Origin of the sequence: Chromobacterium vaccinii (genome assembly GCF_001855275.1) — a bacterium.
Classification (GTDB): domain Bacteria; phylum Pseudomonadota; class Gammaproteobacteria; order Burkholderiales; family Chromobacteriaceae; genus Chromobacterium; species Chromobacterium vaccinii.
Map to the genome: position 1 here is coordinate 1,810,582 of NZ_CP017707.1, position 26,388 is coordinate 1,836,969.

Below are 26,388 nucleotides of genomic sequence, written 5' to 3' on the forward strand. Positions count from 1 at the left end.
GACGCCCGATCGCACAATGAGCACTCAGAAAACCCTGGTCGTACTCGCCCCGCAGCCGGACCCGCGGCATCTCTCCGACATCGCCCGCCTGGCCGAAGCGCCGCAGCTGGACCATCCACACATCGATGTGGTGCGGATGCGCGGCGCCAATCCGGACCAAAGCCCCTCAGTGCTGGAGCGCTGCCGCTCCCACGGCTACGACGCCGCCTATATCGACAACGGCCAGGCCTTCGCCGATTTCCGCCTGCTGGTTTCCGATATGGATTCCACGCTGATCAACATCGAGTGCATAGACGAGATCGCCGACATCAAGGGCATCAAGCCCCAGGTGGCGGAGATCACCGAGCGCGCGATGCGCGGCGAGCTGGATTTCTCGGCAGCCCTGCGGGAACGGGTGGCGCTGCTGGAAGGCTTGCCGGAAGCGGCGTTGCGCCAGGTGTATGAGGAGAGGCTTAAGCTGAATCCGGGCGCCGAACATCTGCTGGCCGCCTGCCAGCGCCTCGGCATCAAGACACTGCTGGTCTCCGGCGGCTTCACCTACTTCACCGACCGGCTCAAGGCCGATTACAGCCTGGACCACGCCTACGCCAACCAGCTGGAAATCGTCGACGGCAAACTCACCGGCCGGGTGCAGGGCGACATCGTCGACGCCGAAGCGAAAAAGCGGCTGCTGATCGCCACCCGCGACGCGATGGGCCTGCGGCCCGAACAGGTGATCGCGGTCGGCGACGGCGCCAACGACCTGCCCATGCTGCGCGAGGCCGGAACCGGCGTCGCCTACCATGCCAAGCCCCGCGTCAGCGCCGAAGCCGACATCGCCATCGAGCATGGCGGCCTGGACGCCATCCTACGGCTGTTTCATTGAACAACGATGATGGCTGACAAGCAAACGTTCGAATTGCTGGAGCTGGACACCGTCAGCTTCGACGCCGATCTGCCCTTTCTGGCGCAGCCGCTGGAGGGCGACTACCCGCCCCGGCTGCAGCGCGAAACCCGGCTGGCGTTGCGGGTGCTGGCCGCGCCCGGCGAAACGCCGGACGACACCAATCCGGTGCTGATGCGGCTGGAGGCCAAGCTGGACCTGGCGCTGGAAGTCTCGTTGCTGGAACGCCACCCGGACCGGCCGTCCTGCACGCCGTGCCGCCTGGGGCTGAACGCGGTGGCCTGGCTGGACACCCAGCCATGGACGCCGGGCCAGCCGCTGCTGCTGTCGCTGTATCCCAACCCGGACTCTGCGCTCAGCCTGTGCCTGCACGGCCGGGTGCTGGAATCCCGTCCGCACGGCGGCACGCTTCGCCTGCTTAGCGCGGACATCCACGGCAGCTTCGATCTGGACACGCATTTGATGTGGGAGAAATGGGTGTTCCGGCGCCACCGCCGGGCGATATTGGAGCGTTGAAGCCGGTTCGAGGCCTCAGCCGCCGGTCATCGACATGAAGCGGACCAGCTTCTGCGGCTGCTCGCGGAATTCATGCCGCTCCGGCTTCAGCTCTATCGCCTCGCGCAGCGCCGCCTCCAGGCCGGCGTCGTCGATGCCGGCGCGCAGCAATGGGCGCAGCTCCATTTTTTCCTCCTGCCCCAGGCACATGTACAGCGTGCCGTCCACCGACAGCCGCACCCGGTTGCAGGTGGCGCAGAAGTGCTGCGAGATCGGGGTGATCATCCCCAGCGAGAAGCTGCCGTCGCGGCTGCTCCAGTAACGGGCGGGCCCTCCGCCCAGGCTCTTGGCCTGCTCGACCAGATCGAACTCCTGGCACAGGCGGCGCATCACCGGCTGCAGATCCAGGTAATGCGCGGAACGGCCGGTGTCGCCCATCGGCATCGCCTCGATCAGGCGCAGGATGAAGCCGTGCTCGATGCAGAAAGCGGTCATCGCCTCGATGTCCTGCTCATTGACGCCTTGCATCGCCACCATATTGATCTTGATCGGCGCGAAACCCGCCTCCTTGGCCGCCATCAGGCCTTCCAGCACCTTGGGCAGGCTGTCGCTGCCGGTGATCTCCGCCACGCAGTCGCGCCGCAGCGAATCCAGGCTCAGGTTGATGCGCCGCACGCCCGCGGCACGGAGCGCCGCCGCGTGGCGGCTCAATTGGGTGCCGTTGGTGGTCAGCGACAAGTCTTCCAGGCCGGGCAAGGCCGACAGCCGCGCGGCCAGCTGCGGCAGATTGCGCCGCAGCAGCGGCTCGCCGCCGGTCAAGCGCACGCGGCGGGTGCCTAGCCGGGCGAACACCGCCACCACCCGCTCGATCTCGTCGAAGGTCAGCCAGTTGTCCGGCTCCTCGAAATGCTTGAAGCCCTTGGGCAGGCAATAATTGCAGCGCAGGTCGCAGCGGTCGGTGACGGACAGCCGCAGGTACTCGATGGCCCGGCCAAAACGATCAATCAGCATGCATCCTCCGCAGCGCTTCCTTTGTGTCTCATTTAGTCGGCACTACACGGACAATCTGACATCGTCTCGCCACCGCCGCCAGCCACGGAACAGGATCGTCCGAGACTATTCTTCCATTGTACTTCACCATGCGCGGACAAGCTGATCGATAGCCATCAAAATCAAAGCGCGCGTCGCTGGCTCCAGCAGGCATGGGCCCTGTCGTCCCGCCCCCCGCTGCTCCGTCTCCCCGCCGTGGCCAATTCAGTTGCAAATGCTAGCTATTGCAGACCTCTCCCGCCCGGCTCCGCATGACAAATCGGTGGAATGGCCACACAGAATGTTACAAAAACGCTTAACTCGTCACAGAAGCCGCTCCCTATACTGGCCTCTCCAATTATTCCGATTGGATATCCGGAAACCTCATCCGGACCGGAGCCGCACCACAGAAACGCGGCCCGGCATCTACACAAGGAGCAAACAACATGGCGTTCAAAATGAAAATGCTGGCAGCCGCCCTGGCCGCCGTCGCCGCCTCCGGCGCGATGGCCGCCGCCCCGCAAGATCTGGGCAAGGTGGAGCAGGCCACCCCGGCGCAAAAACTGACCGTGACCATCGCGCTGAGCCTGCGCGACCGTGATGCCGCCGCCCGCTATCTGCAGGAAGTGCACACGCCTTCCAGCCCCAATTACCACCAGTTCCTGACCCCGTCCGAATTCCGCGCCCGCTACGCGCCGTCCGAAGCCAGCGTGGCCAAAGTCAGCGCCCGCCTGCAAGCCGCCGGCCTGAGCGTGAAGCGCGTCGGCAGCACCCTGCTGCAAGTCAGCGGACCGGCCGCCACCGTGCAAAAGGCCTTCGGCGCCGAGGTGCACGTGTTCCAGAACAAGGCCGTCGTCCAGGGCGCCGCCGCCCGCTACACCGCCCCGGTGCGCGCCTCGACGCCCGGCGTCGACCTGAGCGACGTGCAGGCCGTGATCGGCCTGGACAGCCGTCCGCACTTCCGCCCGCACCTGCGCCAGTTGCCGAACCACCTGCAGGCATCCATGGACAAGAGCGCCAGCGCCGTGACCACCGGCAATGCGCCGGGCAAATGGACCGTCACCGACCTGGCGCGCCACTACAACATCACGCCGCTCTACAACAAGGGCATCCACGGCAAGGGCGCCACCATCGGCATCGTCACCCTGGCAAGCTTCACGCCGTCCGACGCCTTCCAGTACTGGAGCTCGATCGGCCTGAACACCGATCCGAACCGCCTCACCGTGGTCGACATCGACGGCGGCCCCGGCGCGCCGAGCGACGATGGCGGCTCCAGCGAAACCACGCTGGACGTCGAACAATCCGGCGGCATCGCCCCGGACGCCAAGATCATCGTCTACCAGGCGCCCAACACCACCCAGGGCTTCGTCGATGCCTTCGCCAAGGCGATCGAATCCAACGCCGCCGACACGCTGTCGGTCAGCTGGGGCGAGTGGGAATGGTTCGACCAGCAGGCCCAGGCGGTCAATCCGGTGGGCGGCAAGAGCGCCAACGTGCTGCAGACTTACCACGACCTGTTCCTGCAGGCCGCGCTGCAAGGCCAGACCATGTTCGCCGCCTCCGGCGACTCCGGCGCCTACGACGTGAACCGCGCCGCGCCGCTGCCGCAGTACAACAAGGTGCTGTCGGTGGATAGCCCCGCCAACCAGCAGTTCATCACCGCAGCCGGCGCCACTACCGTGCCGACCACGCTGACCTTCCATCCCAACGGCAAGGAAATGAAGGTCAAGATTCCGACCGAGCGCGCCTGGGGCTGGGACTATCTGGGCGGCCTGTGCAAGGCGCTGGGCAAAGACCCGGTGGCTTGCGGCATCTTCCCCGTCGGCGACGGCGGCGGCGTCAGCAGCTTCATCGCCCGCCCGTTCTACCAGAACTGGCTGCCCGGCATGCAGAACAGCCCGGCCGGCCAGCAACTGGTGGACAGCAGCCAGAATCCGCCCCAGGTCGTCGCCACTCTGCCCGCCGACTTCAAGGGCCGCAACGTGCCGGACATCTCGATGAACGGCGACCCGGAAACCGGCTACGTGGTGTACTACACCTCCAGCAAGACCGGCTTCTCGATCCAGACCAACAACGGCGGCACCAGCTTCGTCGCGCCGCAGCTTGCCGGCATCGCCGCGCTGCTGAACCAGTCGCTGGGCGGACGCCTGGGCCTGCTGAACTTCTCGCTGTATGGCCTGGTGGCCACCGGCCACGCCTACCACGGCTCCAGCCGCCATGGCGCGCCGCTGCGCGACATCACCGCCGGCAACAACTGGGGCTACAACGCCCATCGCGGCTACGACCAGGCCACCGGCGTCGGCGTGCCGGACGTCGCCAACCTGGACGCGGCGCTGCAGCGCTACTTCTGGTTCTGAAGCGCTACGCGTGGATGAAAAACGGCCCCCTTCGGGGCCGTTTTTTGATGCTGGCGGACGAAATGCCGTCATTGCTGCAGATAATCGAACACTACCGTCCCCAGATCCAGCGTCAGATCGCAAATGAAATGCCGCGCCGACAAGACCTCCAGCACCGGCAGCGCCGAAACCGGCGCCAATGCGTGCGGGTGCAGCTCCAGCGCCCCCGGCGAACTCCACGCGCCCTTGATCACGACATTGGTGGTGTGATACCGCACCAGCTCGCAGATCCGAGGCGTGCCATCCACGTGCGGGATGATCTTCAACAAGAAGTTCGGCTCGGCCAGGCCGGCCTGCAGCGAAGACTGATCCAGCGTCTCGTGCTTGTAGCCCATGGTGCCAGTGGCGACGCGGACCGGACCGAAATCCAGGCTGCCCACCAAGGTATCCTGATGCACCTCCAGCCGGGGCTTGCCGGCCTTCTTCGGAAACCCCCACAGCTCGCGCCCTCCCGCCAGCGGCGGCTGGTCGTCCAGAAACATCGCCAGGGTATAGCTGCCGCGCTCGCCGCGGAACGTCACCGGGATCACCTGACCGCTTTCCGAATAATCGCCAAAGCCAGTCGAGTCCGGCATGCGGATGAACTCATAACGAACCACCGGCTCCGCCATCTGCAGCGGTTCCGGCAAAATCGCCTCGATCGCCGCCGGGTCGGTGCGATAGGTGATGATCATGTACTCGCGATTGACGAAACGATAGGGTCCAGGCGGGAAAGCCGGGCTGGTCAAAGGCATGGCGAACGCGCGCTGCCGGACTTCCTGCTGCTTCATGGCGAACTCCCTTCAAAAAGGATTGCATGCAAACCATCCGCAATATGTCGCAAATATCGCACTGCAACATAAACCACTGCCAGTAAGGCCAGTCGATGCCCCAACCCATTGGGACGCCGTTCCAAGCAAGACGAGATTGACGCGCCGCCGCCTCTGCCACCATCATTGCATACGCATTTTCCCATCTTGACATCGCCTCACCCCAGGCAAGGACCTGTTTATGAATGCAGCCAAGAAAATCCGCCGCTTCATCGAGGAAGGACACGATCCGCAGCAAATGCAGGTATTGAAAGAGCTGGCGGCGGCGCTGGAGATGGGCCGTTCCTATGACCTCAGCCAGCTGTACGACATCGACATGCGCTATTTCGATGTCGCGATCGACCTGCTCAAAGATTGGCGCTTCGACCACCACATCAGCTCTCGCAGCAAATTGCTGGAACAGCTGCTGACTGAAATCGCGCCGGAGCAGAAAGCCGCCGCCCAGGCCGAAGAGGCTGCCGGCGGCAAGAAAAAGAAGGGTTGAAACTCAGGCAGCCGGCTCTCGCAGATTGTCCGGCACCGGCTGCCAGCATTGCAGCATCGCGCTGCGCTTGCCCAGCTCCAGCAAAGCCATCACGCGCCAAGCCTCCTCCGCCGGCACCGGGTTCGCCTTGCCGTGCAGGATGGCGTCGCGCACCCCCGCGTAGTAGCGGAGATAATCGCCTGCCGGCCCGCAAAACACGGCCTCCTCCTCCCCGCTTACCAGCCGACCCGGTTTCATATCCACGCCCCAGCCTTCCCCGCCCGGACGCTCGCCGGCCTTCAGCGCATCCTCCTGTGGATCCAGCCCGTATTTGCTGAAGCTGCCCAGTGTGCCGTGGAGTATGAAGCGCGGCCCCGCATCGGCGACCAGCGCGCTGCCATGCAGAATCACCCGCTTGTCCGGGTAGCGCAGCATCGCATGAAACCAGTCATCGCTGGCGGCCCCGTCGCGCAGCCCCGCTATTTCCAGGCTCAGTGCCTGCGGCAAGCCGAACAGTTGCAAGGCCTGGTCCAGCAAATGCGGCCCCAGGTCGAACCACAGCCCGGCCCCCGGCCCGGACGACTCGCGCCAACGCTGGCGCACCTGCGGACGGTAGCGATCGAAATGCGACTCGAAATGGACGACCCGCCCTAAAGCGCCCTCATCCAACAGCTGGCGCACCGCCAAGAAATCCGCATCCCAGCGCCGGTTATGAAATACCGACAGCAGCCGGCCAGCCCGCTCAGCCTCTTCCATCAGCAATCTGGCCTGCGCGGCATCCAGAGTGAAGGGCTTGTCGACCACCACGTGCTTGCCGGCTCTCAACGCGGCCAAGGCTAAGGGGAAATGGCTGTCGTTCGGCGTGGCGATCACCGCCAGATCAATGTCGTCCTCAGCGAGCAAGGCCTCGGCATCAGGCAAGACCCGCGCCTGCGGCCAAGCCCGCAGAACTTGCTCCGGCCTGCTCGACGCCACCGCGATCAGCTCCACGCCTTCAGTCTCAGCCAATAAAGGGGCATGGAAGGTCGCGCCGGCATAGCCGTAGCCCAACAACCCCGCTCTCAGTCGTCTTGTCATCTTGAATCCTCCGGAGCCCACATGATACGTCGCGGCTGCCGAATGCCAAACCACGCCAACGGCAGGGTCGCGCTCAAGAATGGTTTGAAAAACTGCATCCAGAAAGGCCAAAGCCCCGCCGGGGACCGGTCGGGGCTGATGGAGGGCGGCGTTTCACCGGCACAAAGCACAAAGCCCAGCTCGTGTGAGCTGGGCTTCGTATGGGGCGTCTGGCGGTGTCCTACTTTCACATGGCGAATGCCACACTATCATCGGCGCTAAGGCGTTTCACGGTCCTGTTCGGGATGGGAAGGCGTGGGACCACCTCGCTAAGGCCACCAGACATAAACTGGCACAAACTGGAAGAAGCCTGGGCTGGTATTCAACCAACCCGCATATATTCGGTATTTGATGTACTTCGCACATCCACTCTCGTCGCCTAGCCTTGCTAAGCTACTCAAATGATAGGATCAAGCCTCACGAGCAATTAGTATCGGTTAGCTTCACGCCTCACAGCGCTTCCACACCCGACCTATCAACGTCCTGGTCTCGAACGACTCTTCAGGGAGGTCAAGCCTCCAGGGAAGTCTCATCTTCAGGCAAGTTTCCCGCTTAGATGCTTTCAGCGGTTATCTCTTCCGAACTTAGCTACCCGGCTATGCCACTGGCGTGACAACCGGTACACCAGAGGTTCGTCCACTCCGGTCCTCTCGTACTAGGAGCAGCCCCCGTCAAACTTCCAACGCCCACTGCAGATAGGGACCAAACTGTCTCACGACGTTTTGAACCCAGCTCACGTACCACTTTAAATGGCGAACAGCCATACCCTTGGGACCGGCTACAGCCCCAGGATGTGATGAGCCGACATCGAGGTGCCAAACACCGCCGTCGATGTGAACTCTTGGGCGGTATCAGCCTGTTATCCCCGGAGTACCTTTTATCCGTTGAGCGATGGCCCTTCCATTCAGAACCACCGGATCACTATGTCCTGCTTTCGCACCTGCTCGACTTGTCGGTCTCGCAGTTAAGCTACCTTTTGCCATTGCACTATCAGCACGATTTCCGACCGTACCTAGGTAACCTTCGAACTCCTCCGTTACACTTTGGGAGGAGACCGCCCCAGTCAAACTGCCTACCATGCACTGTCCCCAATCCGGATCACGGACCAAGGTTAGAACCTCAAACACACCAGGGTGGTATTTCAAGGACGGCTCCACTGAAACTAGCGTCTCAGCTTCAAAGCCTCCCACCTATCCTACACAAGTCTGTTCAAAGTCCAATGCAAAGCTACAGTAAAGGTTCACGGGGTCTTTCCGTCTAGCAGCGGGTAGATTGCATCTTCACAAACACTTCAACTTCGCTGAGTCTCAGGAGGAGACAGTGTGGCCATCGTTACGCCATTCGTGCGGGTCGGAACTTACCCGACAAGGAATTTCGCTACCTTAGGACCGTTATAGTTACGGCCGCCGTTTACCGGGGCTTCGATCAAGAGCTTGCACCCCATCACTTAACCTTCCGGCACCGGGCAGGCGTCACACCGTATACGTCCACTTTCGTGTTGGCACAGTGCTGTGTTTTTGTTAAACAGTCGCAGCCACCTATTCTCTGCGACCTGTCAAAGCTCCTCCCGCAGGGGATTCACCTCAACAGGCATACCTTCTCCCGAAGTTACGGTATCAATTTGCCGAGTTCCTTCTCCTGAGTTCTCTCAAGCGCCTTAGAATTCTCATCCTGCCCACCTGTGTCGGTTTGCGGTACGGTTCTTATGCAGCTGAAGCTTAGTGGCTTTTCCTGGAAGCGTGGTATCAGTCACTTCAGGTCCGTAGACCCTCGTCATCACTTCTCGGCCTTAAGGAGCGGCGGATTTGCCTACCACTCCAGCCTACCGGCTTAAACAGACTATTCCAACAGTCTGATGACCTAACCTTCTCCGTCCCCACATCGCACTGCATAAAAGTACGGGAATTTTAACCCGTTTCCCATCGACTACGCTTTTCAGCCTCGCCTTAGGGGCCGACTCACCCTACGCCGATGAACGTTGCGTAGGAAACCTTGGGCTTTCGGCGAGCGGGCTTTTCACCCGCTTTATCGCTACTCATGTCAGCATTCGCACTTCTGATATCTCCAGCATCCCTTACGAGACACCTTCACAGACCTACAGAACGCTCCCCTACCACGGACGCTTACGCGCCCATCCGCAGCTTCGGTTATCAGTTTGAGCCCCGTTACATCTTCCGCGCAGGACGACTCGACCAGTGAGCTATTACGCTTTCTTTAAATGATGGCTGCTTCTAAGCCAACATCCTGGCTGTCTGGGCCTTCCCACTTCGTTTACCACTTAACTGATCATTTGGGACCTTAGCTGGCGGTCTGGGTTGTTTCCCTCTTGACGATGGACGTTAGCACCCACCGTCTGTCTCCCATGCTCGCACTTTCCGGTATTCAGAGTTTGCCATGGTTTGGTAAATCGCAATGACCCCCTAGCCATAACAGTGCTTTACCCCCGGAAGTGATACATGAGGCACTACCTAAATAGTTTTCGGGGAGAACCAGCTATCTCCGAGTTTGTTTAGCCTTTCACCCCTATCCACAGCTCATCCCCTAGTTTTGCAACACTAGTGGGTTCGGACCTCCAGTGCGTGTTACCGCACCTTCATCCTGGCCATGGATAGATCACTCGGTTTCGGGTCTACGCCCAGCAACTAAAGCGCCCTATTCGGACTCGGTTTCCCTACGCCTCCCCTATTCGGTTAAGCTTGCTACTGAACGTAAGTCGCTGACCCATTATACAAAAGGTACGCAGTCACGGAACAAGTCCGCTCCCACTGTTTGTATGCATCCGGTTTCAGGTTCTATTTCACTCCCCTCCCGGGGTTCTTTTCGCCTTTCCCTCACGGTACTGGTTCACTATCGGTCGATCACGAGTATTTAGCCTTGGAGGATGGTCCCCCCATATTCAGACAGGATTTCGCGTGTCCCGCCCTACTTCTCGTATGCTTAGTACCAAGAATGCGTTTTCGTGTACGGGGCTATCACCCACTACGGCGGTCCTTTCCATGAACCTTCCACTAACGCAATCTCTATCACATACAGGCTGTTCCGCGTTCGCTCGCCACTACTTACGGAATCTCGGTTGATTTCTTTTCCTCGAGTTACTTAGATGTTTCAGTTCACTCGGTTCGCCTCCTCTGACCTATGTATTCAGTCAGGGATACCGCCTAAGCGGTGGGTTTCCCCATTCGGACATCGCGGGATCAAAGCTCTATTGCCAGCTCCCCCGCGCTTTTCGCAGGCTTACACGTCCTTCATCGCCTGTGATCGCCAAGGCATCCACCAGATGCACTTAGTCGCTTGACCCTATCATTTCAGCAGCCTAAACCACTAAAACAACAAGATGTGTTTGTGCGACGACTGCACCGCCCCTTTTGATATGGCGACGCAGCCTTAGATACAATCAAATACCCAAGATGACGATTTGTCCGCATGCAGAATTAACTGCATGCCTTCATCTCGCCGTCTCAATATATTCGGCTTCTTCAGTTTGTTAAAGATCGGGCGTTTATACAACGCAAACAGAATCAAACTTCTCAATTTGATTTTGTTTGCATTGAGTGGTGGAGGATGACGGGATCGAACCGACGACCCCCTGCTTGCAAAGCAGGTGCTCTCCCAACTGAGCTAATCCCCCAACTGGTGGGTCTGGTAGGACTCGAACCTACGACCCCTGCGTTATCAACACAGTGCTCTAACCAGCTGAGCTACAAACCCAGTAAACTTCTCTGCGCCAGGCCTCTCGACCCGGCTGCCCTTAACTACAAATAACCGATAGGCTGTAAGTGCTTGGCAATCGCCATTCTCTAGAAAGGAGGTGATCCAGCCGCAGGTTCCCCTACGGCTACCTTGTTACGACTTCACCCCAGTCATGAATCCCACCGTGGTAAGCGGCCTCCTTGCGGTTAGCCTACCCACTTCTGGTGAAACTCACTCCCATGGTGTGACGGGCGGTGTGTACAAGACCCGGGAACGTATTCACCGCAGCATGCTGATCTGCGATTACTAGCGATTCCGACTTCACGCACTCGAGTTGCAGAGTGCGATCCGGACTACGATCGGTTTTCTGAGATTAGCTCCACCTCGCGGCTTGGCAACCCTCTGTACCGACCATTGTATGACGTGTGAAGCCCTGCTCATAAGGGCCATGAGGACTTGACGTCATCCCCACCTTCCTCCGGTTTGTCACCGGCAGTCTCATTAGAGTGCCCAACTTAATGATGGCAACTAATGACAAGGGTTGCGCTCGTTGCGGGACTTAACCCAACATCTCACGACACGAGCTGACGACAGCCATGCAGCACCTGTGTTACGGCTCCCTTTCGGGCACCAAGATATCTCTACCAAGTTCCGTACATGTCAAGAGCAGGTAAGGTTTTTCGCGTTGCATCGAATTAATCCACATCATCCACCGCTTGTGCGGGTCCCCGTCAATTCCTTTGAGTTTTAACCTTGCGGCCGTACTCCCCAGGCGGTCAACTTCACGCGTTAGCTACGCTACCAAGGATTCAAACCCCCAACAGCTAGTTGACATCGTTTAGGGCGTGGACTACCAGGGTATCTAATCCTGTTTGCTCCCCACGCTTTCGTGCATGAGCGTCAGTGTCATCCCAGGGGGCTGCCTTCGCCATCGGTATTCCTCCACATCTCTACGCATTTCACTGCTACACGTGGAATTCTACCCCCCTCTGACGCACTCTAGTCGTGCAGTCTCCAATGCCGTTCCCAGGTTAAGCCCGGGGCTTTCACATCAGACTTGCACAACCGCCTGCGCACGCTTTACGCCCAGTAATTCCGATTAACGCTTGCACCCTACGTATTACCGCGGCTGCTGGCACGTAGTTAGCCGGTGCTTATTCTTCCGGTACTGTCATCCCCGCCAGGTATTAACCAGCGGGATTTCCTCCCGAACAAAAGTCCTTTACAACCCGAAGGCCTTCTTCAGACACGCGGCATGGCTGGATCAGGCTTGCGCCCATTGTCCAAAATTCCCCACTGCTGCCTCCCGTAGGAGTCTGGGCCGTGTCTCAGTCCCAGTGTGGCGGATCATCCTCTCAGACCCGCTACTGATCGTCGCCTTGGTGAGCTCTTACCTCACCAACTAGCTAATCAGACGTCGGCTGCTCGTATAACGTGAGGCCTTACGGTCCCCCACTTTCCCCCTCAGGGCGTATGCGGTATTAATCCGGCTTTCGCCGAGCTATCCCCCATTACACGGTACATTCCGACGCATTACTCACCCGTTCGCCACTCGTCAGCGGTGCAAGCACCCTGTTACCGTTCGACTTGCATGTGTAAAGCATGCCGCCAGCGTTCAATCTGAGCCAGGATCAAACTCTTCAGTTCAATCTCAAGCAAATTTTCTGGCACGCAAGTTCAAAGAAATAAACAAGTATCTCTTGTCTCTTGCAGTGCAAGTGTTCGGCTTTCGCCAAGCACTTACACCTATCGGTTATTCGTTCTGTTAAAGAGCTGTGCCGTCCGCTGCGTCACCCTCACCGGAACCGTTTCGTTTCCGCTGTTTCGTTCGCTGCGTCAGCTGAGGAGGCGAACTATACGCCCGGGCCCCTGACCCGTCAACACCTTTTGCGAGAAAAAATGAACTTTCTTCGGCTGATACGCGCAAGGCGTTGATTTATAATAAAAGGGGCCGGGAGGGATTTTCATGAAAAAGCAAAACGCCTCCCCATGAGCCACACTCCAGAGCTGTCGCCGCCAAACAAAACCGGCTCGAATCATGGATTCGAGCCGGTTTGCTTATACCTATTAATATAGATAACAGCTGATCACTCCTCGCCAGCACGCTTTTTGACAATGCTCCTGCCGCTGCCGCGCTTGCGCGCCGCCGACTGCGTTTGAGATGGCTCTTGAGTCGGAGCGACCGCCGGCGGAGCATCCTGGCCACCCTTCGCAGTCTGACGACGGACCGGCGGTTTGGCTGCAGCCGGAGAAGCCTTTGGAGCCGAAGCGCCAGCCGGCTTTTCTTCGGCCGGCTTCGCTGAACGGACTCGCCCCTTAGGCGCGGCCGGCGCGCTTGCGGGCTTGGACACCGCTCCTTCGGCTTTTTGGCCCTCCACCGGCTTGGAGGTCTGCCGGGCCGCGGGAGCGGGTGCCTTCCCCGTCTCGCCGACAGCCGGCTTGGCCAAGCGGGTTCGCCCCTTCGGCGCGGCCGGCAGGCCTGCGGGCTTGGTTGCCGGGGTGCCCGTCTCAGGCGCCGCGCTCTCGGCTTTTGCAGCTGACATATTGCCTTCCGCAGGCTTGGCTGCCTGGTCTGCCGCCGGCACAGAAGCAGCCCTCCTCTCTCCGGCTGGCTGGGCGGGACGCCTGCGTCCCGCCGGCGCCGGCGGCAAACCGGCCGGCTTCGACTCAGGCGGCTCGCCACTCGCCGGCGCCGCTGCAGCAACATGCGACCCTGCGCTTCCTTCGGCTTTTCCACCGCGACGGCGGCGGCTGGAACGGGCTGAGCCCCGCTTCTCGGCAGCGCCCTCGGCCGCCTCTTGCGCCGCGGGAGAGTCCTTGAACAGCGCGAAATCCACCTGGGAGCTTTCCAGATTGGCGCCCATCACCTTGACAGTCAGCACATCGCCAAGCCGGTACTGAACGCCGCTCTTCTCGCCGACGATGGCTTGCACATCCTTCTTGAAATGGAAGTAGTCCTTGCCCAGCTCGGAAATGTGCACCAGCCCTTCGACATATACATCGTCCAACAGCACGAATACGCCGAAGCTGGTGACCGCGCTGATCTTGCCCTGGAAGATCTCGCCGACCTTGTCGCGCATATAGTAGGTCTTGAGCCAGGACTCGACGTCCCGGCTGGCGTCGTCGGCGCGCCGCTCGGCCATCGAGCAGTGCACGCCGAGCTGCGCCCACTTGCCCGGCTTGTATTTGCCGCCCTTCAACACCGCCTTGATCGCCCGATGGACCAGCAGATCCGGATAGCGGCGGATAGGCGAGGTGAAATGGGTATAGGCTTCGTAAGCCAAGCCGAAGTGGCCGTGGTTGTCCGGGGTGTAGACCGCCTGCTGCATCGAGCGCAACAACATGGTCTGCAGCACCGGAGCATCCGGGCGCCCGTGGATCTGCTCGGCCAGCTTGCCGTAATCCTTGGCGGAGGGCTTGTCGCCGCCGCCCAGAACCAGGCCGACCAGCCGCAGATAGGTGCGCAGGTTTTCCAGCTTCTCTTCAGTCGGCCCCTCATGGACGCGGTACAGCGCCTTGTGGCCGTTTTTCTGCAGGAAATCGGCGGAACAGACGTTGGCCGCCAGCATGCACTCTTCGATCAAGCGATGCGCGTCGTTGCGCACGATGGGCACGATGCGCTCGATCTTGCCCTGCTCATTGAAGATCATCTGCGTTTCCACCGAGTCGAACTCGATGGCGCCGCGCTTGGAGCGCGCGGCCAGCAGGATCTTGAACAGCGCGTACAGGTCCTTCACCTGCGGCAGCATCGGATGGTCGGTGCCGTTCTGCAGCCAATCCCACGCCTGGTTGTAGGTGAGGCGGGCCTTGGACTGCATCACCGCAGGATAGAACTTGTACTTCTTGACCTCGCCCTTGGCGTTGATCTGCATGTCGCAGACCATGCACATGCGCTCGACGTCGGGATTCAGCGAGCAGATGCCATTGGACAGCGCCTCCGGCAGCATCGGGATCACCCGGCGCGGAAAATAGACCGAAGTGCCGCGATCCAGCGCCTCCTTGTCCAGCGCGTCGCCCGGCTGCACGTAGAAGCTGACATCGGCGATCGCCACCACCAGGCGGTAGCCCTTGCCCTGCTGCTCGGCATATACCGCGTCGTCGAAATCGCGCGCGGTTTCGCCGTCTATCGTCACCAGCGGCAGTTCGCGCAGATCGACGCGGTCCTTGGTCCAGTCTTTCTTGCGCACCTTCTTCGGCGTTTCCTTGGCCTGAGCCAGCGCGTCGTCCGGGAAGCGGTGCGGCAGCGCGTGCTTGCGCAGCGCGATCTCGATCTCCATCCCCGGATCGGCGTAATTCCCCAGCACCTCGGCCACCTTGCCGACCGGCTGATGGCGGGCGTCCGGCTGCTGCAGAATATCCACCATCACCACCTGGCCATCCTTGGCGCCGGCGTCGCCGCCCGGCTCGATCAGGATGTCGTGATTGATGCGGCGGTCTTCCGGGCGCACCACCCACACGCCGCGCTCATGCTGGATGCGGCCGACCAGCTTGGTCACCGCGTGCTCCAGCACCTCGACGATCCGCCCCTCCTGCCGGCCGCGGCGGTCGACGCCGGACGGCCGCACCATCACGCGGTCGCCGTGCATCACCTTCCTCATTTCACGCTCGGGCAGGAAGATGTCGCTACCCGTGCCTTCGCCTTCATCGGGCATGGCGAAACCGAAGCCATCCCGGTGGCCGGAAACCTTGCAGCGGATCAGATCGAGTTTCTGGGCGACGCAGACCGCGCCCTTACGATTGATGATGATTTCGCCATCGCGCTCCATCGCGCGCAGACGGCGTTCAAAGAAGGATGATTCGTCGCCGTGAATCGACAACATGCTAGCCAATTCACCCGGGAATAACGGCACCCCCTGCTCGGCGAGAATCTGCATGATGAACTCGCGGCTGGGCAAGGGATTGGAATATTTGAGTTTTTCCCTCTCGAGGAATGGATCCTGTTCGCGGAGGGAAGGACTTTTTTGCTTTTTTGAGGTTTGAGCCATTGACACCCTCAGAATTATGTCTATAATTCGCTTCTCGTTGCAGCGATGCAACAGAATGATACAGCAAAGCGACGCCCAGGTGGCGGAATTGGTAGACGCACTAGGTTCAGGTCCTAGCGCCCGCAAGGGTGTGGAAGTTCGAGTCTTCTCTTGGGCACCAATCTTACTATTGTAAGCCCGTCGCCAAGCTGGCATCATGAAAATCTGGTTGGCCCAGGTGGCGGAATTGGTAGACGCACTAGGTTCAGGTCCTAGCGCCCGCAAGGGTGTGGAAGTTCGAGTCTTCTCTTGGGCACCAATACAGATTAAAAATCGGCAGTACCGAAGCAATATGCCCAGGTGGCGGAATTGGTAGACGCACTAGGTTCAGGTCCTAGCGCCCGCAAGGGTGTGGAAGTTCGAGTCTTCTCCTGGGCACCAGATATTTTAAAATCTGACGCTTTCAGTTCCAGATTTCAGCAGCAATACAATTTAAAGTTTTAGCCCAGGTGGCGGAATTGGTAGACGCACTAGGTTCAGGTCCTAGCGCCCGCAAGGGTGTGGAAGTTCGAGTCTTCTCTTGGGCACCAAATTCAACGAAAACCCCATTGCTTCGGCAATGGGGTTTTCGTTTTTCAGCGCTCCGGAAAATACACGCTCACCCGCAATCCGCCCTCCATCGCCTGATCCAGCGACAAGCGCGCGCCATGCCGGCCCGCGATCTCCCTGACGATGGCCAGCCCCAATCCGCTGCCTTCGCGCCTCTCTCCCGCTAACCGATAAAATCGCAGCAACACCTTTTCCCGCTCCGCTTGCGGAATGCCTGGCCCGCTGTCTCTCACCTCCAGGCAAGCGCGCTGCCCATCCCGCACCGCCACCGTCACTACCGCCCCCTCTCCTGCGTAGCGCAAGGCGTTGTCCAGCAGATTATTCAGCAACTCGCGCAGCAGGGCGCGATTGCCGCGAACCGAAACGCTGTCCTCGCCCTCATATCCCAGATCCGCGCCGCGCTCATGAGCGGCGGCGGCCCACTCCAGCGCCACCTCGCGCGCCAGCGCCGCCGCGTCCACCATTTCCAGCGCGATGGGCTGGCCGTTGTCCGGCTCCAGCCGCGACATCTGCAGCAACTGCGCGACCATGTGCCCCGCCTGCCGCAGGCCAGCCAGCAATCGACGAAGTTGCCGCCGCTGTTCGGCTGGCTCCTCCTCGCGCAAAGCCAGTTCCGCCTGGGTCTGCATCACGGCCAGCGGCGTCTTCAGCTGATGGGCTGCATCGTCGATGAAGCGGCGGCGGGCGGCGAACAAACGCTGCAGCCGCTCGCCGTGCAGATTGAGCGCGTCCACCAGCGGCGCCAGCTCGCTGGGCAGCCCCGCCTTGGGCAGAGGCTCCAGATCGTCTTCGTTTCTCGACGCTACCTCGGCCGACAAACGCCGCAAGGGCCGCAGTCCCCTGCTTACCGCCAGCGAGACAATCAGCAGCAGCGTCAACACCAGCAGGATTTCCTGCAGCAAAGAGCCCAACAACAGGCTGCGCGCCAGCTCCTGCCGCGATTCGGGCGTTTCCGCCACCTGCACCCAGACATCCTGGTCCCGCAACGTGAGCATGTCCCGCACCGTTTGCCGCAGGCTGACCAGGCGCACCTCCTCGCCCAGATAGTCGGCGTCGGAAAACTGCAGCGCCGGCGCGCCCGCGCCCTTTCTCGCCGGCGCCGGCAAATCCTCGTAGCCGGTCAGCACCCTGCCCTTCTCGTCGCTGACCCGGTAAAACACCTTGCCGGCGGCATTGCTCTCGAACATCTGCAAGGCGAAGTACGGGATGTCCACCCGGATTTCTCCGCTGTGGCTGCTGATGCCGTTGGCGATGGCTCGGGCCGAGGTGTGCAGCATGCGGTCGAATGCCGCGTTGGCGCCGGCCAGGCTGCGTTGATAAGTCAGATAGGCGTCCAGCGACAGCAATAGCAGCAAGGGCAGCAACAGCCCCCACAACAAGCGCAGCCGCAGGCTGTCCGGACGCCGCCAAGCCTGGCCGTTAGCCATGGCCGCCATCCATCCGCGCCAGCAGATAGCCCAGGCCGCGCAAGGTGACGATGCCGACGTCGCCGTGCGCCAGCTTCTTGCGCAGCCGGTGCACGTAGATTTCCATAGCTTCCGCGCTGCCGGATTCGTCCAGGCCGAAAATGCGCTCGGACAGCGCGTCCTTGCTGATGGCCTTGCCGCCCTGCAGCATCAGCAGCTCCAGCACCGCGTGCTCGCGCGGAGTCAGCTTCAAGGCCTGGCCCGCCAGCGTGAACACGCGGCTGCCGCCGTCATAGCTCAGCCCGCCCACCGCCAGCAGATTGTGGTCATGGCCGTGGCTGCGGCGTATCAGCGCCCTCACCCTGGCCTCCAGCTCCACCAGGTCGAACGGTTTGGACAAGTAGTCGTCCGCCCCCATGTCCAGCCCCCGCACCCGGTCCTCCACGGATCCGTGCGCGGTCAGGATCAGCACCGGCACCGACTTGCGGCGGGCCCGCAAACGTCTGAGCACTTCCCAGCCATCCAGCCTGGGCAGGGCCAGGTCCAGGATCACCAGCGCGTAGTCCTGAGTATGCAGCACATGATCGGCGTCCTGGCCGTCATGCATCGCGTCGACGGCGAAACCCGCCTGCGTCAGGGCTTTGAGCAGGGATTCGGCCAGAGCCAGATTGTCTTCCACCAGGAGAATGCGCATGACTTGCCAAGCTGAAAGCGGATTGAAAGGTTTACTCTAATACCATGCTTGCCAGACCGCAGCCAATAGAGCCGCGGAATCAAGACGGGCCCGGTCAGGGCTCCAACAGGAGAAGGCATCATGCAAGGCAAGCTGAAACTATCACTCTGCGTCGCGGCGTTAAGCGGCTCCGCCTGGGCGGCGCCGGCGCACTATCCGTCCAGCTATCAGAATCTGGAAGCCGCCGCGGCCAAGGAAGGCAAGCTGATCATCTATTCCGCCACCGACAGCGCCGTCGCGCGGCCGCTGCTCAAGGACTTCCAGTCGCTGTATCCAGCGGTGAAGGTGGAATACCACGACATGAACACCACCGAGATCTACAACCGCTTCATCAGCGAAAACGCGGCCAACAGCGCCAGCGCCGATCTCGTGTGGAGCTCGGCGATGGACCTGCAGGTCAAGCTGGTCAACGACGGCTACGCCGCCAGCTACGCCTCGCCCGAGACATCCAATCTGCCCAAGTGGGCCCACTACCAGCAACAAGCCTACGCCACCACCTACGAACCGGTGGCCATCGTCTACAACAAGCGCCTGCTCAAACCTGAAGAAATTCCGCAGACCCGCGCCGACCTGATCCGCATCCTGAAAGCCAATCCCTCGCGCTTCAAAGGCAAGGTCACCACCTACGACATCGAGCGCTCCGGCGTCGGCTTCAACTTCCTGACCCAGGACTACCGCTACAGCCAGCAAGGCGTATGGGACCTGGTGCGCGCGCTGGGCCGATCCGGCGTCAAGCTGCAGACGTCCACCGGAGCGATGATGGAGCGCATCTCCTCCGGCGAGAACCTGATCGGCTACAACATCCTCGGCTCCTACGCCTTCGCCAAGGCCAAGAAGGACCCGTCCATCGGCTACGTCTATCCCAAGGACTACACCCAGGTCGCCAGCCGGCTGGCCATCGTGTCCAAGAAAGCCAAGCATCCCAACGCCGCCCGCCTGTGGCTGGACTACCTGCTGTCCAAGCGCGGCCAGGACATCCTCGCCAATCAAGCAGACCTGTTCTCGCTGCGATCCGACGTCGGCGGCGCAGCCTCCCTGTCCGCGCTGAACCAGCAATTGGGCAGCAGCATCAAGCCCATCCAGATCGGCCCCGGCCTGCTGGTTTACCTCGACCAGGCCAAGCGGCTGGACTTCATGCGCAACTGGCAGCAATCGCTGAAAAACTGAGCGCATCCCCCCGTCCGGCGCGCCGCATCGCCTCCGCGCCGGACGCCATACTCCGGAGTCCACGCAATGCACACTTCCTCCACCGCCGCGGCATCGCCGCCGGCGCCGCCAACCGCGCCCGGCCGCCGACTGACGCGCCACCTATGCTGGCGCAACCTGATCATCGCCTGCGTCGCGCTGGCCGTGATGGCGCCGCTGTCGCTGGTGCTGTACCAGAGCCTGCTCAACCAGCCCTTTTTCATGGCGGACAAAAGCCTGGGGCTGGACGCCTACCGCTTCATCTTCGCCGACCCGGACTTCTGGTCCGCGCTGAAGAACTCGGTGGCCATCGCCGCCGGCATGGCGCTGATCGCCATACCGCTGGGCGGCGTGCTCGCCTTCCTGATGGTCCGCACCGACCTGCCCGGCCGCCGCTGGCTGGAGCCGCTGCTGCTGACGCCGGTATTCGTCTCGCCGATGGTGCTGGCCTTCGGCTACGTGGTGGCCGCCGGCCCGGTGGGTTTCTACTCGCTGTGGCTCAAGCAACTGTTCGGCTGGGACGAGTTGCCGTGGAGCATCTATTCGCTGACCAGCATCGCCATCATCGCCGGCCTCACCCACGTGCCGCACATCTATCTCTACGCTTCCGCCGCCCTGCGCAATCTGGGATCGGACGTGGAGGAAGCGGCGCGCGTGGCCGGGGCCAGCCCGTTCCGGGTGGCGCGCGATGTCAGCCTGCCGATGATCATGCCCTCGCTGCTGTTTTCCGGCGTGCTGGTGCTGTTTCTAGGCTTTGAGATCTTCGGCCTGCCGCTGGTGCTGGGCGACCCGGAAGGCCATCTGGTGCTGGCCACCTATCTCTACAAGCTCACCAACAAGCTGGGCATTCCCTCCTATCACCTGATGGCGGCGGTGGCGGTATGCCTGATCGCCATCACCTTTCCGCTGGTGCTGCTGCAGCGGCGCCTGCTGCGCAGCGCCAACCGCTTCGTCACGGTGAAGGGCAAGGCCGGCCGCCAGCACGCGCTGTCGCTGGGCGCCTGGCGCTATCCCGCCGTCGCCATCGTGCTGCTGTGGCTGCTGCTGACCGTGGCGGTGCCGATTTCCGGCATCGCGCTGCGCTCGGTGGTCAGTCACTGGGGTGAAGGCGTATCCCTAGCCGAGGCGCTGACGCTGGAGCACTTCTCGCTGCTGTTCGAGGAAGACAGCATCGTGCGCGCCATCGTCAACACCCTGGGCGTGGGGGTGATAGGCGGCGCGCTGGCGGTGGGCTTCTACACGCTGGTGGGTTTCGCCGGCCATCGCCGCCACGACTGGGGCAGCCGGCTGCTGGACTATCTGGTGCTGCTGCCGCGCGCGGTGCCCGGCATCCTGGCCGGCCTCGCCTTTCTATGGGTGTTCTTGTTCGTCCCCGGCCTGCAGGGCGCGAAGAACAGCATGTTCTCGATCTGGCTGGCCTACACCGTGGTCTGGCTGGCCTATGGCATGCGGCTGGTGCAAAGCGCGCTGCTGCAGGTGGGCCCGGAATTGGAAGAAGCCGCCCGCAGCGTCGGAGCCAGCCCGCGCCGAGCGAGCCTGGACGTCACCCTGCCGCTGATCCGCTTCGGCCTGATTTCCAGCTGGCTGCTGATCTTCATGATTTTCGAGCGCGAATACTCCACCGCCGTCTACCTGCTGTCCCCCGGCACCGAAGTCATCGGCTCGCTGCTGGTATCGCTGTGGGCCACAGGCGCGGTGGACCAGGTGGCCGCGCTGTCCGTGATCAATATTCTGATGGTGGGCGCCGGCTTGGCCGTGGCGCTGCGCCTGGGAGTGAAACTGCATGACTAAGCTCGTCGTCGACAATCTGTTTCTCAGCTATGACGCCACGCCCATCCTCAAAGGCGTGTCCTTCATCCTCAATGCCGGAGAAGTCGTCTCGCTGCTGGGCGCTTCCGGCAGCGGCAAAACCACGCTGCTGCGGGCCATCGCCGGGCTGGAGCAGCCCTCCGCCGGCTCCATCCGCCTGAACGAGCAAACCCTGTACGACGGCGACGCCAGCCACAACCTGCCGGTGGAGAACCGCTCGCTGGGCCTGGTGTTCCAGTCTTACGCGCTGTGGCCGCACCGCACGGTGGCGGAAAACGTCGGCTACGGCCTCAAACTGCGCAAGACCGGGCAAAAAGAGATAGCCGACCGCGTGGGACAGGTGCTGGAGCAATTGGGTCTGGGCGCGCTGGGCCAGCGCTACCCCCATCAGCTATCCGGCGGCCAGCAGCAGCGAGTGGCCATCGCCCGCGCCCTGGTGTACAACCCGCCGGTCATCCTGCTGGACGAGCCGCTGTCCAACCTGGACGCCAAGCTGCGCGAGGAAGCCCGCGCCTGGCTGCGCGAACTGATCATAGAGCTGAAACTGTCCGCGTTGTGCGTCACCCACGACCAGGGCGAAGCGATGGCGATGTCCGACCGCATCCTGCTGCTCAAGCATGGCCGCATCGAACAGGCCGGCACGCCGACCGAGCTCTACTCCCAGCCCGCCAGCCTGTACAGCGCGCAGTTCATGGGCGCCAACAACACGCTGAGCGCCACCGTCGCCGCCAGCGAAGGCGACAGCGTCATCCTGCACGGCGACGGCTGGCAGCTGAAGGCCACCGCCCGCCAGCCCTTGCCGGCGGGAAGCCAAGCGCAGGCGGTGATCCGGCTGGAGCGGCTGCGAGTACGCGACGAGCCCGGCCACAACCGCCTGCCAGCCAAGCTGCTCACCTCGATGTATCTGGGCGACCGCTGGGAATACCTGCTGCAACAAGGGGAAAACCGGCTGCGCGCCTACGGCCAGGAAGCCAGGGCGGCTGGCGAATGCTGGCTGGAGTTCGGCGAGCGCGACACCTGGGCGTTCGGCCGGGAAGCATCCAATCCAAGCTAACCTCGGCAAGCGGCCGCTCCGGGCACAAACCCGGAACGGCTGTCACTCATGCCCGCCCGATACCTGCCGTCCGGCATCCTGCTCCAGCTTCCAAAACTGCAGGCTGGACAATACGGTCAGACCGCCCATGAACAGGAAAGCGTGGCCAAAATCGCCGGCGGTCAGCTGTTGATGGCCCTGCAACCAGGCAGCGCCCTGCAACGCGAACGCGCCCACGGTCACGCCGAAGCCGGCAGCCAGTTGCTGCGCGACGCTGGACAAGCTGGTGGCGTGGCTAAGCCTCTCCTTGTCGACATCGGCGAAAGTGATCGCATTCAGGCTGGTGAACTGCAGCGAACGCAGGCAACCGCCCAGCACGAACACCAGCAGCAGCAGCCAATGCGGCGTGTCTGCCTGAAACAGCGAGTACACGGCCACCGAACACCCCGCCAGAATGCTGTTCACGACCAGCACCCGCCGAAAACCGAACCGCTGCAACACCTTGGAGACAACGGTCTTCATCCCTATCGCGCCCATCGCGGTGGAACAGGTCAATAGGCCGGACTCGAACGGCGAAAAGCCGAAACCCAACTGCAGCATCAAGGGCAGCAGGAAAGGAATGGTGCCGATGCCGACCCGGAATATGAAGCCTCCGACCACGCCGGCATAAAAAGTGGGCAGCCTGAGCAACGACAGATCCAGCAGTGGATGCGACTGCCTGCGGTAATGCCACAGATAGGCCAGCAGCAGCGACGCGCCCAGCATGGATAGCCAGATCGAAGCGGTGGCTGACAACATGTGCTTGCCCTCGGTGGCCAGCCCCAGCATCAGTATCGACAGTCCGGTTCCGGTCAAAAGAAAACCCCACCAGTCCAGCCTGGGCACTTCATCCTCTTTCAGATTGGCGATAAAACGGCCCGCCAGCGCCAATCCGAGCAGGCCGATAGGAATATTGATCAGAAAGATCCATCGCCAGTGGAAATAAGTGCTGATGAAGCCGCCCAGCGGCGGCCCTATCACCGGCCCCAACAGCGCCGGCACGGTCAGGTAGCTGAGCGCCCGCACCAGATCCGCCTTGTCTATGGTGCGCAAGATGACCAGCCGCCCCACCGGCACCATCATCGCCCCGCCGATGCCCTGCAGGAAGCGCGCCAGCACAAAGCCGTGCAGGCTGCCGGTCATCGCGCACAGCAGCGAGCCCAGCATGAATACCAGAATGGCGGAACGGAAAATGCGGCGGGCGCCGAAACGGTCGGCCATCCAGCCGCTGATGGGAATGAACACCGCCAGACTGACCAGATAGGACGTCAACGCCAGCTTCAGCGAGATCGGGTCCACCCCCAGATCCTGCGCGATCACTGGCAGCGAGGTTGAAATCACGGTGGCGTCCATGTTTTCCATGAACAGCGCCGTGGCGACGATGAGCGGCGTCAGCATGCCGGGAGCGATTTTCAACTGCATGACAAAAGGATATGAGCGAGAAGCGTTTCAGTTTATCACTCTGCGACCGCCAGCGTGCCGAATGTCATGAACGCTAACAAAAAGCCGCCCGACAAAGCGGGCGGCCCGGCAACCTTCAGAGTGGAGCGGCTTAGTTGAAGGTCAGCGCCGAGGCAAAGTCACCCATCGGCTTGCCGCCGTTCCTCACCAGCGCGACATCCCGCGCGGTCACGCCCGGCAACGGCTGCAGGCTGAAGCGCCGCGTCAGGAATCGCAGGATGGATGCGGTGTCGTACTGGGTGTGATCGACATAGCCCTTCTTGGCGAACGGCGAGATCAGAATGGCCGGAATGCGGGTGCCCGGCCCCCAGCGGTCGCCCTTGGGCACCGCCGCGTGGTCGTAGAAGCCGCCGTTTTCGTCATAGGTGACGACCACCAGCATGTTCTTCCACTGCGGGCTTTGCTGCAGCTTGGCGATCACCGAGGCGATGTGGGCGTCGCCGTCCGCCACGCTGGCGTAGCCTGCATGCTGGTTCAGGTTGCCCTGCGGCTTGTAGAAAGCCACTTGCGGCAGCGCGCCCGCGGCTGCGGCGCTCAGGAAATCCTGATCGAAATCCTTCAGATGCTGGCTGCGATAGGCCGCCTGTTTGGACGAATCAAAACTGGCATAGTAGTTGAACGGTTGATGGTGAGCCTGGAAATTGGGCACGCCGCCGTTGTAGATCTTGCTGCGGTCGGCGGTGGACTGCGCCCAGCCGCCGGCATACCAGGCCCAGCTGATCTGCTTCGCGTCCAATCGGTCGGCGATGGTCGCCTGGGTCTGCGCCGGCAAGGTGTTGGCTTTGGCCGGATCGGCGTAAAGACCGCTGGCGTCGCCGGAAGCCGGCGCGTTGCCGCTGGGCTGGAACGCCGGCTGCATGGTGTTGACCGCATAGTACATGCCGGTCGCGTCCTTGGGCGTCAAATTATTGTCGTTCAGATACTTGGCCGCTCCGGAGAGCACGGATGCCGGCGTATTCGCCGCCGGCGTCAGCCGCACGAAATTGCCCTTGTCGTCGGTATCGATCGCAGAGATGCTGCCCTTGGCCGGCGAAGCATCGGCATTCGGATACTGCGGCGCGCAGGCGCAGACCAGATACTGGTGATTGAGGAAGGAGCCGCCGAAAGCGCCCATGAAGAAGTTGTCCGCCAGCGTGTATTGCTGGGCCAGCTTCCACATCGCCATCTTGCTGCCGTCGTAATAGCCCATCGACAGGCCGCCGGCGTCGGAATAAGCGGCGAACTTGTCGTTGGCGCCGCCATTGATCTGCATCTGGTTATTGTAGAAGCGGTGGACCAGGTCGCGAGTCACCACCGATTGCGGCACCGCCACGCCGGTGCCGTTCAGCCCGTTTGGATTGTCGATCTGGAACGGCGTATTGGCGAAGCCCATGGTCTGCGCCTGGCTCAAGGTCACCGCCTGGCCGGCGGCGGTCAGGCCGCCCCAGGTCGGCGGCAGCGCCGGCAGAGTCGAGTTGTCGAAATCCTTCTGCGCGACGTAGCCGCCCCTGGATGACGGATTGACGCCGGGAATGCCGTTGGCGCCAGGAAACAGGCCGTACAGATTGTCGAAGCCCCGGTTCTCGGCGTAAATCACCACCACGTTCTTGATGTCAGACAGCGCCATCCGCCTGTGCAGGCTGCTCTTGACGTCGCCGCCGGCGCCCGCCTCCTTCACCGCGCCGGCGATGGCGTCGATGTTCTGGTTGATCGCCGCCTTCAGCGCGGCTTTGACGTCGGGATCGCTTTCCTTGTTGTGGTCGCCCAGCAGCTTGTCCGCCGGCACGCCCACCCGCGCGGCCACCGCCTTGCGCGCGCTGTTCAAGTCCATGCCGCCATCCATCAGATCGGCCACCTCGGAAGACAGCGAGCTGACCACGCCGTTGGCCGCCGCCGGCGCGCGGAATACCAAGGGGTCGGTCACCGGCGCGGCGGTCTGGGTATCGGGGTCGTACCGAACGGCATCAGTGCCCACTTCCACCACCACGTCGCCCTGGCCGCTCAGACGAAACGCGCCATTGTCGTCGGTATAGGTCGAGAGCTCGGCGGCATCGCAGCGGCCGTTGCCGTTGCGGTCCAGACAGACTTTGGCGTGGCGGAAGTAACTGCCGGTCACCACCCCGCTGGTGGAGGCAGAGCCGCCGCCGCTGCCGCAGGCGCTCAATACAGCGGCGCCGACCAGGGTCAGCGCCAGGCCACAGGCTAAACGTTGCATCACGGATTTCCTTGCTGTTTAACGGAAAATGCGAAGTATCGCGACGGCATGTTACATTACATTTACATTCTGTC

14 protein-coding genes, 6 tRNA genes, 3 rRNA genes and 1 pseudogene are annotated in these 26,388 nt (G+C 61.9%); 11 read left to right on the plus strand and 13 right to left on the minus strand.

Features of this window, described 5'->3' with window-relative positions:
* The first annotated feature begins 16 nt into the window (after positions 1 to 16).
* Positions 17 to 865: a phosphoserine phosphatase SerB gene (gene serB / locus BKX93_RS08335; protein ID WP_046157211.1), complete on the plus strand. Its 849-nt coding sequence runs from the start codon at positions 17 to 19 to the stop codon at positions 863 to 865.
* A gap of 9 nt (positions 866 to 874) precedes the next feature.
* The gene (locus tag BKX93_RS08340) at positions 875 to 1,399 is read left to right on the plus strand and encodes a hypothetical protein (protein WP_046157223.1); all 525 of its coding nucleotides are present in this window, start codon (positions 875 to 877) and stop codon (positions 1,397 to 1,399) included.
* A gap of 15 nt (positions 1,400 to 1,414) precedes the next feature.
* On the opposite strand, the gene moaA is transcribed toward BKX93_RS08340, so the two are convergent.
* The gene (gene moaA, locus BKX93_RS08345; protein WP_046167405.1) at positions 1,415 to 2,389 is read right to left on the minus strand and encodes a GTP 3',8-cyclase MoaA; all 975 of its coding nucleotides are present in this window, start codon (positions 2,387 to 2,389) and stop codon (positions 1,415 to 1,417) included.
* Positions 2,390 to 2,853: 464 nt separating this feature from the next.
* Here moaA and BKX93_RS08350 point away from each other — a divergent pair, with 464 nt between their 5' ends.
* Positions 2,854 to 4,764, plus strand: coding sequence for a S53 family peptidase (locus BKX93_RS08350; RefSeq protein WP_083340479.1), 1,911 nt, complete (start codon positions 2,854 to 2,856; stop codon positions 4,762 to 4,764).
* A 68-nt stretch (positions 4,765 to 4,832) separates the two neighbouring features.
* Here BKX93_RS08350 and BKX93_RS08355 read toward each other — a convergent pair whose 3' ends face one another.
* Positions 4,833 to 5,573: an acetoacetate decarboxylase gene (locus tag BKX93_RS08355; RefSeq protein WP_070979494.1), complete on the minus strand. Its 741-nt coding sequence runs from the start codon at positions 5,571 to 5,573 to the stop codon at positions 4,833 to 4,835.
* Between the two features lie 220 nt (positions 5,574 to 5,793).
* Between BKX93_RS08355 and BKX93_RS08360 the strand changes: the two genes are divergently transcribed.
* Positions 5,794 to 6,096 carry a hypothetical protein gene (locus BKX93_RS08360; protein WP_046157214.1) on the plus strand — a complete coding sequence of 101 codons (303 nt, stop codon included), beginning with the start codon at positions 5,794 to 5,796 and terminating at the stop codon, positions 6,094 to 6,096.
* 3 nt (positions 6,097 to 6,099) lie between these two features.
* Here the strand turns inward: BKX93_RS08360 and BKX93_RS08365 are convergent, their stop codons facing one another.
* The 7 genes and pseudogenes from BKX93_RS08365 to rnr form a co-directional block, all read right to left on the minus strand.
* The gene (locus BKX93_RS08365) at positions 6,100 to 7,152 is read right to left on the minus strand and encodes an oxidoreductase (protein ID WP_046167404.1); all 1,053 of its coding nucleotides are present in this window, start codon (positions 7,150 to 7,152) and stop codon (positions 6,100 to 6,102) included.
* Positions 7,153 to 7,359: 207 nt separating this feature from the next.
* Positions 7,360 to 7,474: ribosomal RNA gene (gene rrf, locus BKX93_RS08370) — 5S ribosomal RNA — on the minus strand.
* Positions 7,475 to 7,597: 123 nt separating this feature from the next.
* A 23S ribosomal RNA gene (locus BKX93_RS08375) occupies positions 7,598 to 10,488 on the minus strand.
* A gap of 255 nt (positions 10,489 to 10,743) precedes the next feature.
* Positions 10,744 to 10,819: transfer RNA gene (locus tag BKX93_RS08380), tRNA-Ala, on the minus strand.
* 3 nt (positions 10,820 to 10,822) lie between these two features.
* A tRNA-Ile gene (locus BKX93_RS08385) sits at positions 10,823 to 10,899 on the minus strand.
* 93 nt (positions 10,900 to 10,992) lie between these two features.
* Positions 10,993 to 12,528 (minus strand): 16S ribosomal RNA (locus BKX93_RS08390).
* The 16S, 23S and 5S rRNA genes sit together here with 2 tRNA genes alongside, the layout of an rRNA operon.
* 866 nt (positions 12,529 to 13,394) lie before the next feature.
* A pseudogene (rnr, locus tag BKX93_RS08395) lies at positions 13,395 to 15,866 on the minus strand (ribonuclease R); the annotation flags it as partial.
* 73 nt (positions 15,867 to 15,939) lie between these two features.
* Here rnr and BKX93_RS08400 point away from each other — a divergent pair.
* From BKX93_RS08400 to BKX93_RS08415, 4 genes are all read left to right on the plus strand, one after another.
* A tRNA-Leu gene (locus BKX93_RS08400) sits at positions 15,940 to 16,026 on the plus strand.
* Between the two features lie 51 nt (positions 16,027 to 16,077).
* A tRNA-Leu gene (locus tag BKX93_RS08405) sits at positions 16,078 to 16,164 on the plus strand.
* A 35-nt stretch (positions 16,165 to 16,199) separates the two neighbouring features.
* Positions 16,200 to 16,286 (plus strand) — tRNA-Leu (locus tag BKX93_RS08410).
* Positions 16,287 to 16,348: 62 nt separating this feature from the next.
* A tRNA-Leu gene (locus tag BKX93_RS08415) sits at positions 16,349 to 16,435 on the plus strand.
* 45 nt (positions 16,436 to 16,480) lie between these two features.
* On the opposite strand, the gene BKX93_RS08420 is transcribed toward BKX93_RS08415, so the two are convergent.
* Together BKX93_RS08420 and BKX93_RS08425 are read right to left on the minus strand one after the other, a co-directional pair.
* A complete protein-coding gene (locus BKX93_RS08420; RefSeq protein WP_070981745.1) occupies positions 16,481 to 17,881 on the minus strand; it encodes a sensor histidine kinase in 1,401 nt (466 codons plus the stop codon).
* Positions 17,874 to 18,554, minus strand: coding sequence for a response regulator (locus BKX93_RS08425; RefSeq protein ID WP_070979497.1), 681 nt, complete (start codon positions 18,552 to 18,554; stop codon positions 17,874 to 17,876). Before BKX93_RS08425 ends, BKX93_RS08420 begins: the two co-directional genes overlap by 8 nt.
* Before the next feature lie 120 nt (positions 18,555 to 18,674).
* On the opposite strand from BKX93_RS08425, the gene BKX93_RS08430 reads away from it, so the two are divergent.
* From BKX93_RS08430 to BKX93_RS08440, 3 genes are all read left to right on the plus strand, one after another.
* On the plus strand, positions 18,675 to 19,760 hold the full coding sequence (locus tag BKX93_RS08430) for an ABC transporter substrate-binding protein (protein ID WP_070979499.1): 1,086 nt from the start codon (positions 18,675 to 18,677) through the stop codon (positions 19,758 to 19,760).
* A gap of 66 nt (positions 19,761 to 19,826) precedes the next feature.
* Positions 19,827 to 21,569: an ABC transporter permease gene (locus tag BKX93_RS08435; protein WP_070979501.1), complete on the plus strand. Its 1,743-nt coding sequence runs from the start codon at positions 19,827 to 19,829 to the stop codon at positions 21,567 to 21,569.
* Complete coding sequence (locus tag BKX93_RS08440; protein ID WP_070979503.1) at positions 21,562 to 22,641, plus strand: ABC transporter ATP-binding protein; 1,080 nt, start codon at positions 21,562 to 21,564, stop codon at positions 22,639 to 22,641. The genes BKX93_RS08435 and BKX93_RS08440 overlap by 8 nt, the downstream gene beginning before the upstream one ends.
* A gap of 42 nt (positions 22,642 to 22,683) precedes the next feature.
* On the opposite strand, the gene BKX93_RS08445 is transcribed toward BKX93_RS08440, so the two are convergent.
* Both BKX93_RS08445 and BKX93_RS08450 read right to left on the minus strand, forming a co-directional pair.
* On the minus strand, positions 22,684 to 24,081 hold the full coding sequence (locus BKX93_RS08445) for a DHA2 family efflux MFS transporter permease subunit (RefSeq protein WP_046166835.1): 1,398 nt from the start codon (positions 24,079 to 24,081) through the stop codon (positions 22,684 to 22,686).
* A gap of 130 nt (positions 24,082 to 24,211) precedes the next feature.
* Positions 24,212 to 26,314, minus strand: a complete 2,103-nt coding sequence (locus BKX93_RS08450) for an acid phosphatase (RefSeq protein WP_070979505.1) — start codon at positions 26,312 to 26,314, stop codon at positions 24,212 to 24,214.
* Positions 26,315 to 26,388: the final 74 nt, after the last annotated feature.

Coding starts and splice junctions, on each gene's coding strand:
- serB (WP_046157211.1), top strand. CDS start 17: ATGAGCACTCAGAAAACCCTGGTCGTACTCGCCCCGCAGCCGGACCCG.
- BKX93_RS08340 (WP_046157223.1), top strand. CDS start 875: ATGGCTGACAAGCAAACGTTCGAATTGCTGGAGCTGGACACCGTCAGC.
- moaA (WP_046167405.1), bottom strand. CDS start 2,389: ATGCTGATTGATCGTTTTGGCCGGGCCATCGAGTACCTGCGGCTGTCC.
- BKX93_RS08350 (WP_083340479.1), top strand. CDS start 2,854: ATGGCGTTCAAAATGAAAATGCTGGCAGCCGCCCTGGCCGCCGTCGCC.
- BKX93_RS08355 (WP_070979494.1), bottom strand. CDS start 5,573: ATGAAGCAGCAGGAAGTCCGGCAGCGCGCGTTCGCCATGCCTTTGACC.
- BKX93_RS08360 (WP_046157214.1), top strand. CDS start 5,794: ATGAATGCAGCCAAGAAAATCCGCCGCTTCATCGAGGAAGGACACGAT.
- BKX93_RS08365 (WP_046167404.1), bottom strand. CDS start 7,152: ATGACAAGACGACTGAGAGCGGGGTTGTTGGGCTACGGCTATGCCGGC.
- BKX93_RS08420 (WP_070981745.1), bottom strand. CDS start 17,881: ATGGCTAACGGCCAGGCTTGGCGGCGTCCGGACAGCCTGCGGCTGCGC.
- BKX93_RS08425 (WP_070979497.1), bottom strand. CDS start 18,554: ATGCGCATTCTCCTGGTGGAAGACAATCTGGCTCTGGCCGAATCCCTG.
- BKX93_RS08430 (WP_070979499.1), top strand. CDS start 18,675: ATGCAAGGCAAGCTGAAACTATCACTCTGCGTCGCGGCGTTAAGCGGC.
- BKX93_RS08435 (WP_070979501.1), top strand. CDS start 19,827: ATGCACACTTCCTCCACCGCCGCGGCATCGCCGCCGGCGCCGCCAACC.
- BKX93_RS08440 (WP_070979503.1), top strand. CDS start 21,562: ATGACTAAGCTCGTCGTCGACAATCTGTTTCTCAGCTATGACGCCACG.
- BKX93_RS08445 (WP_046166835.1), bottom strand. CDS start 24,081: ATGCAGTTGAAAATCGCTCCCGGCATGCTGACGCCGCTCATCGTCGCC.
- BKX93_RS08450 (WP_070979505.1), bottom strand. CDS start 26,314: ATGCAACGTTTAGCCTGTGGCCTGGCGCTGACCCTGGTCGGCGCCGCT.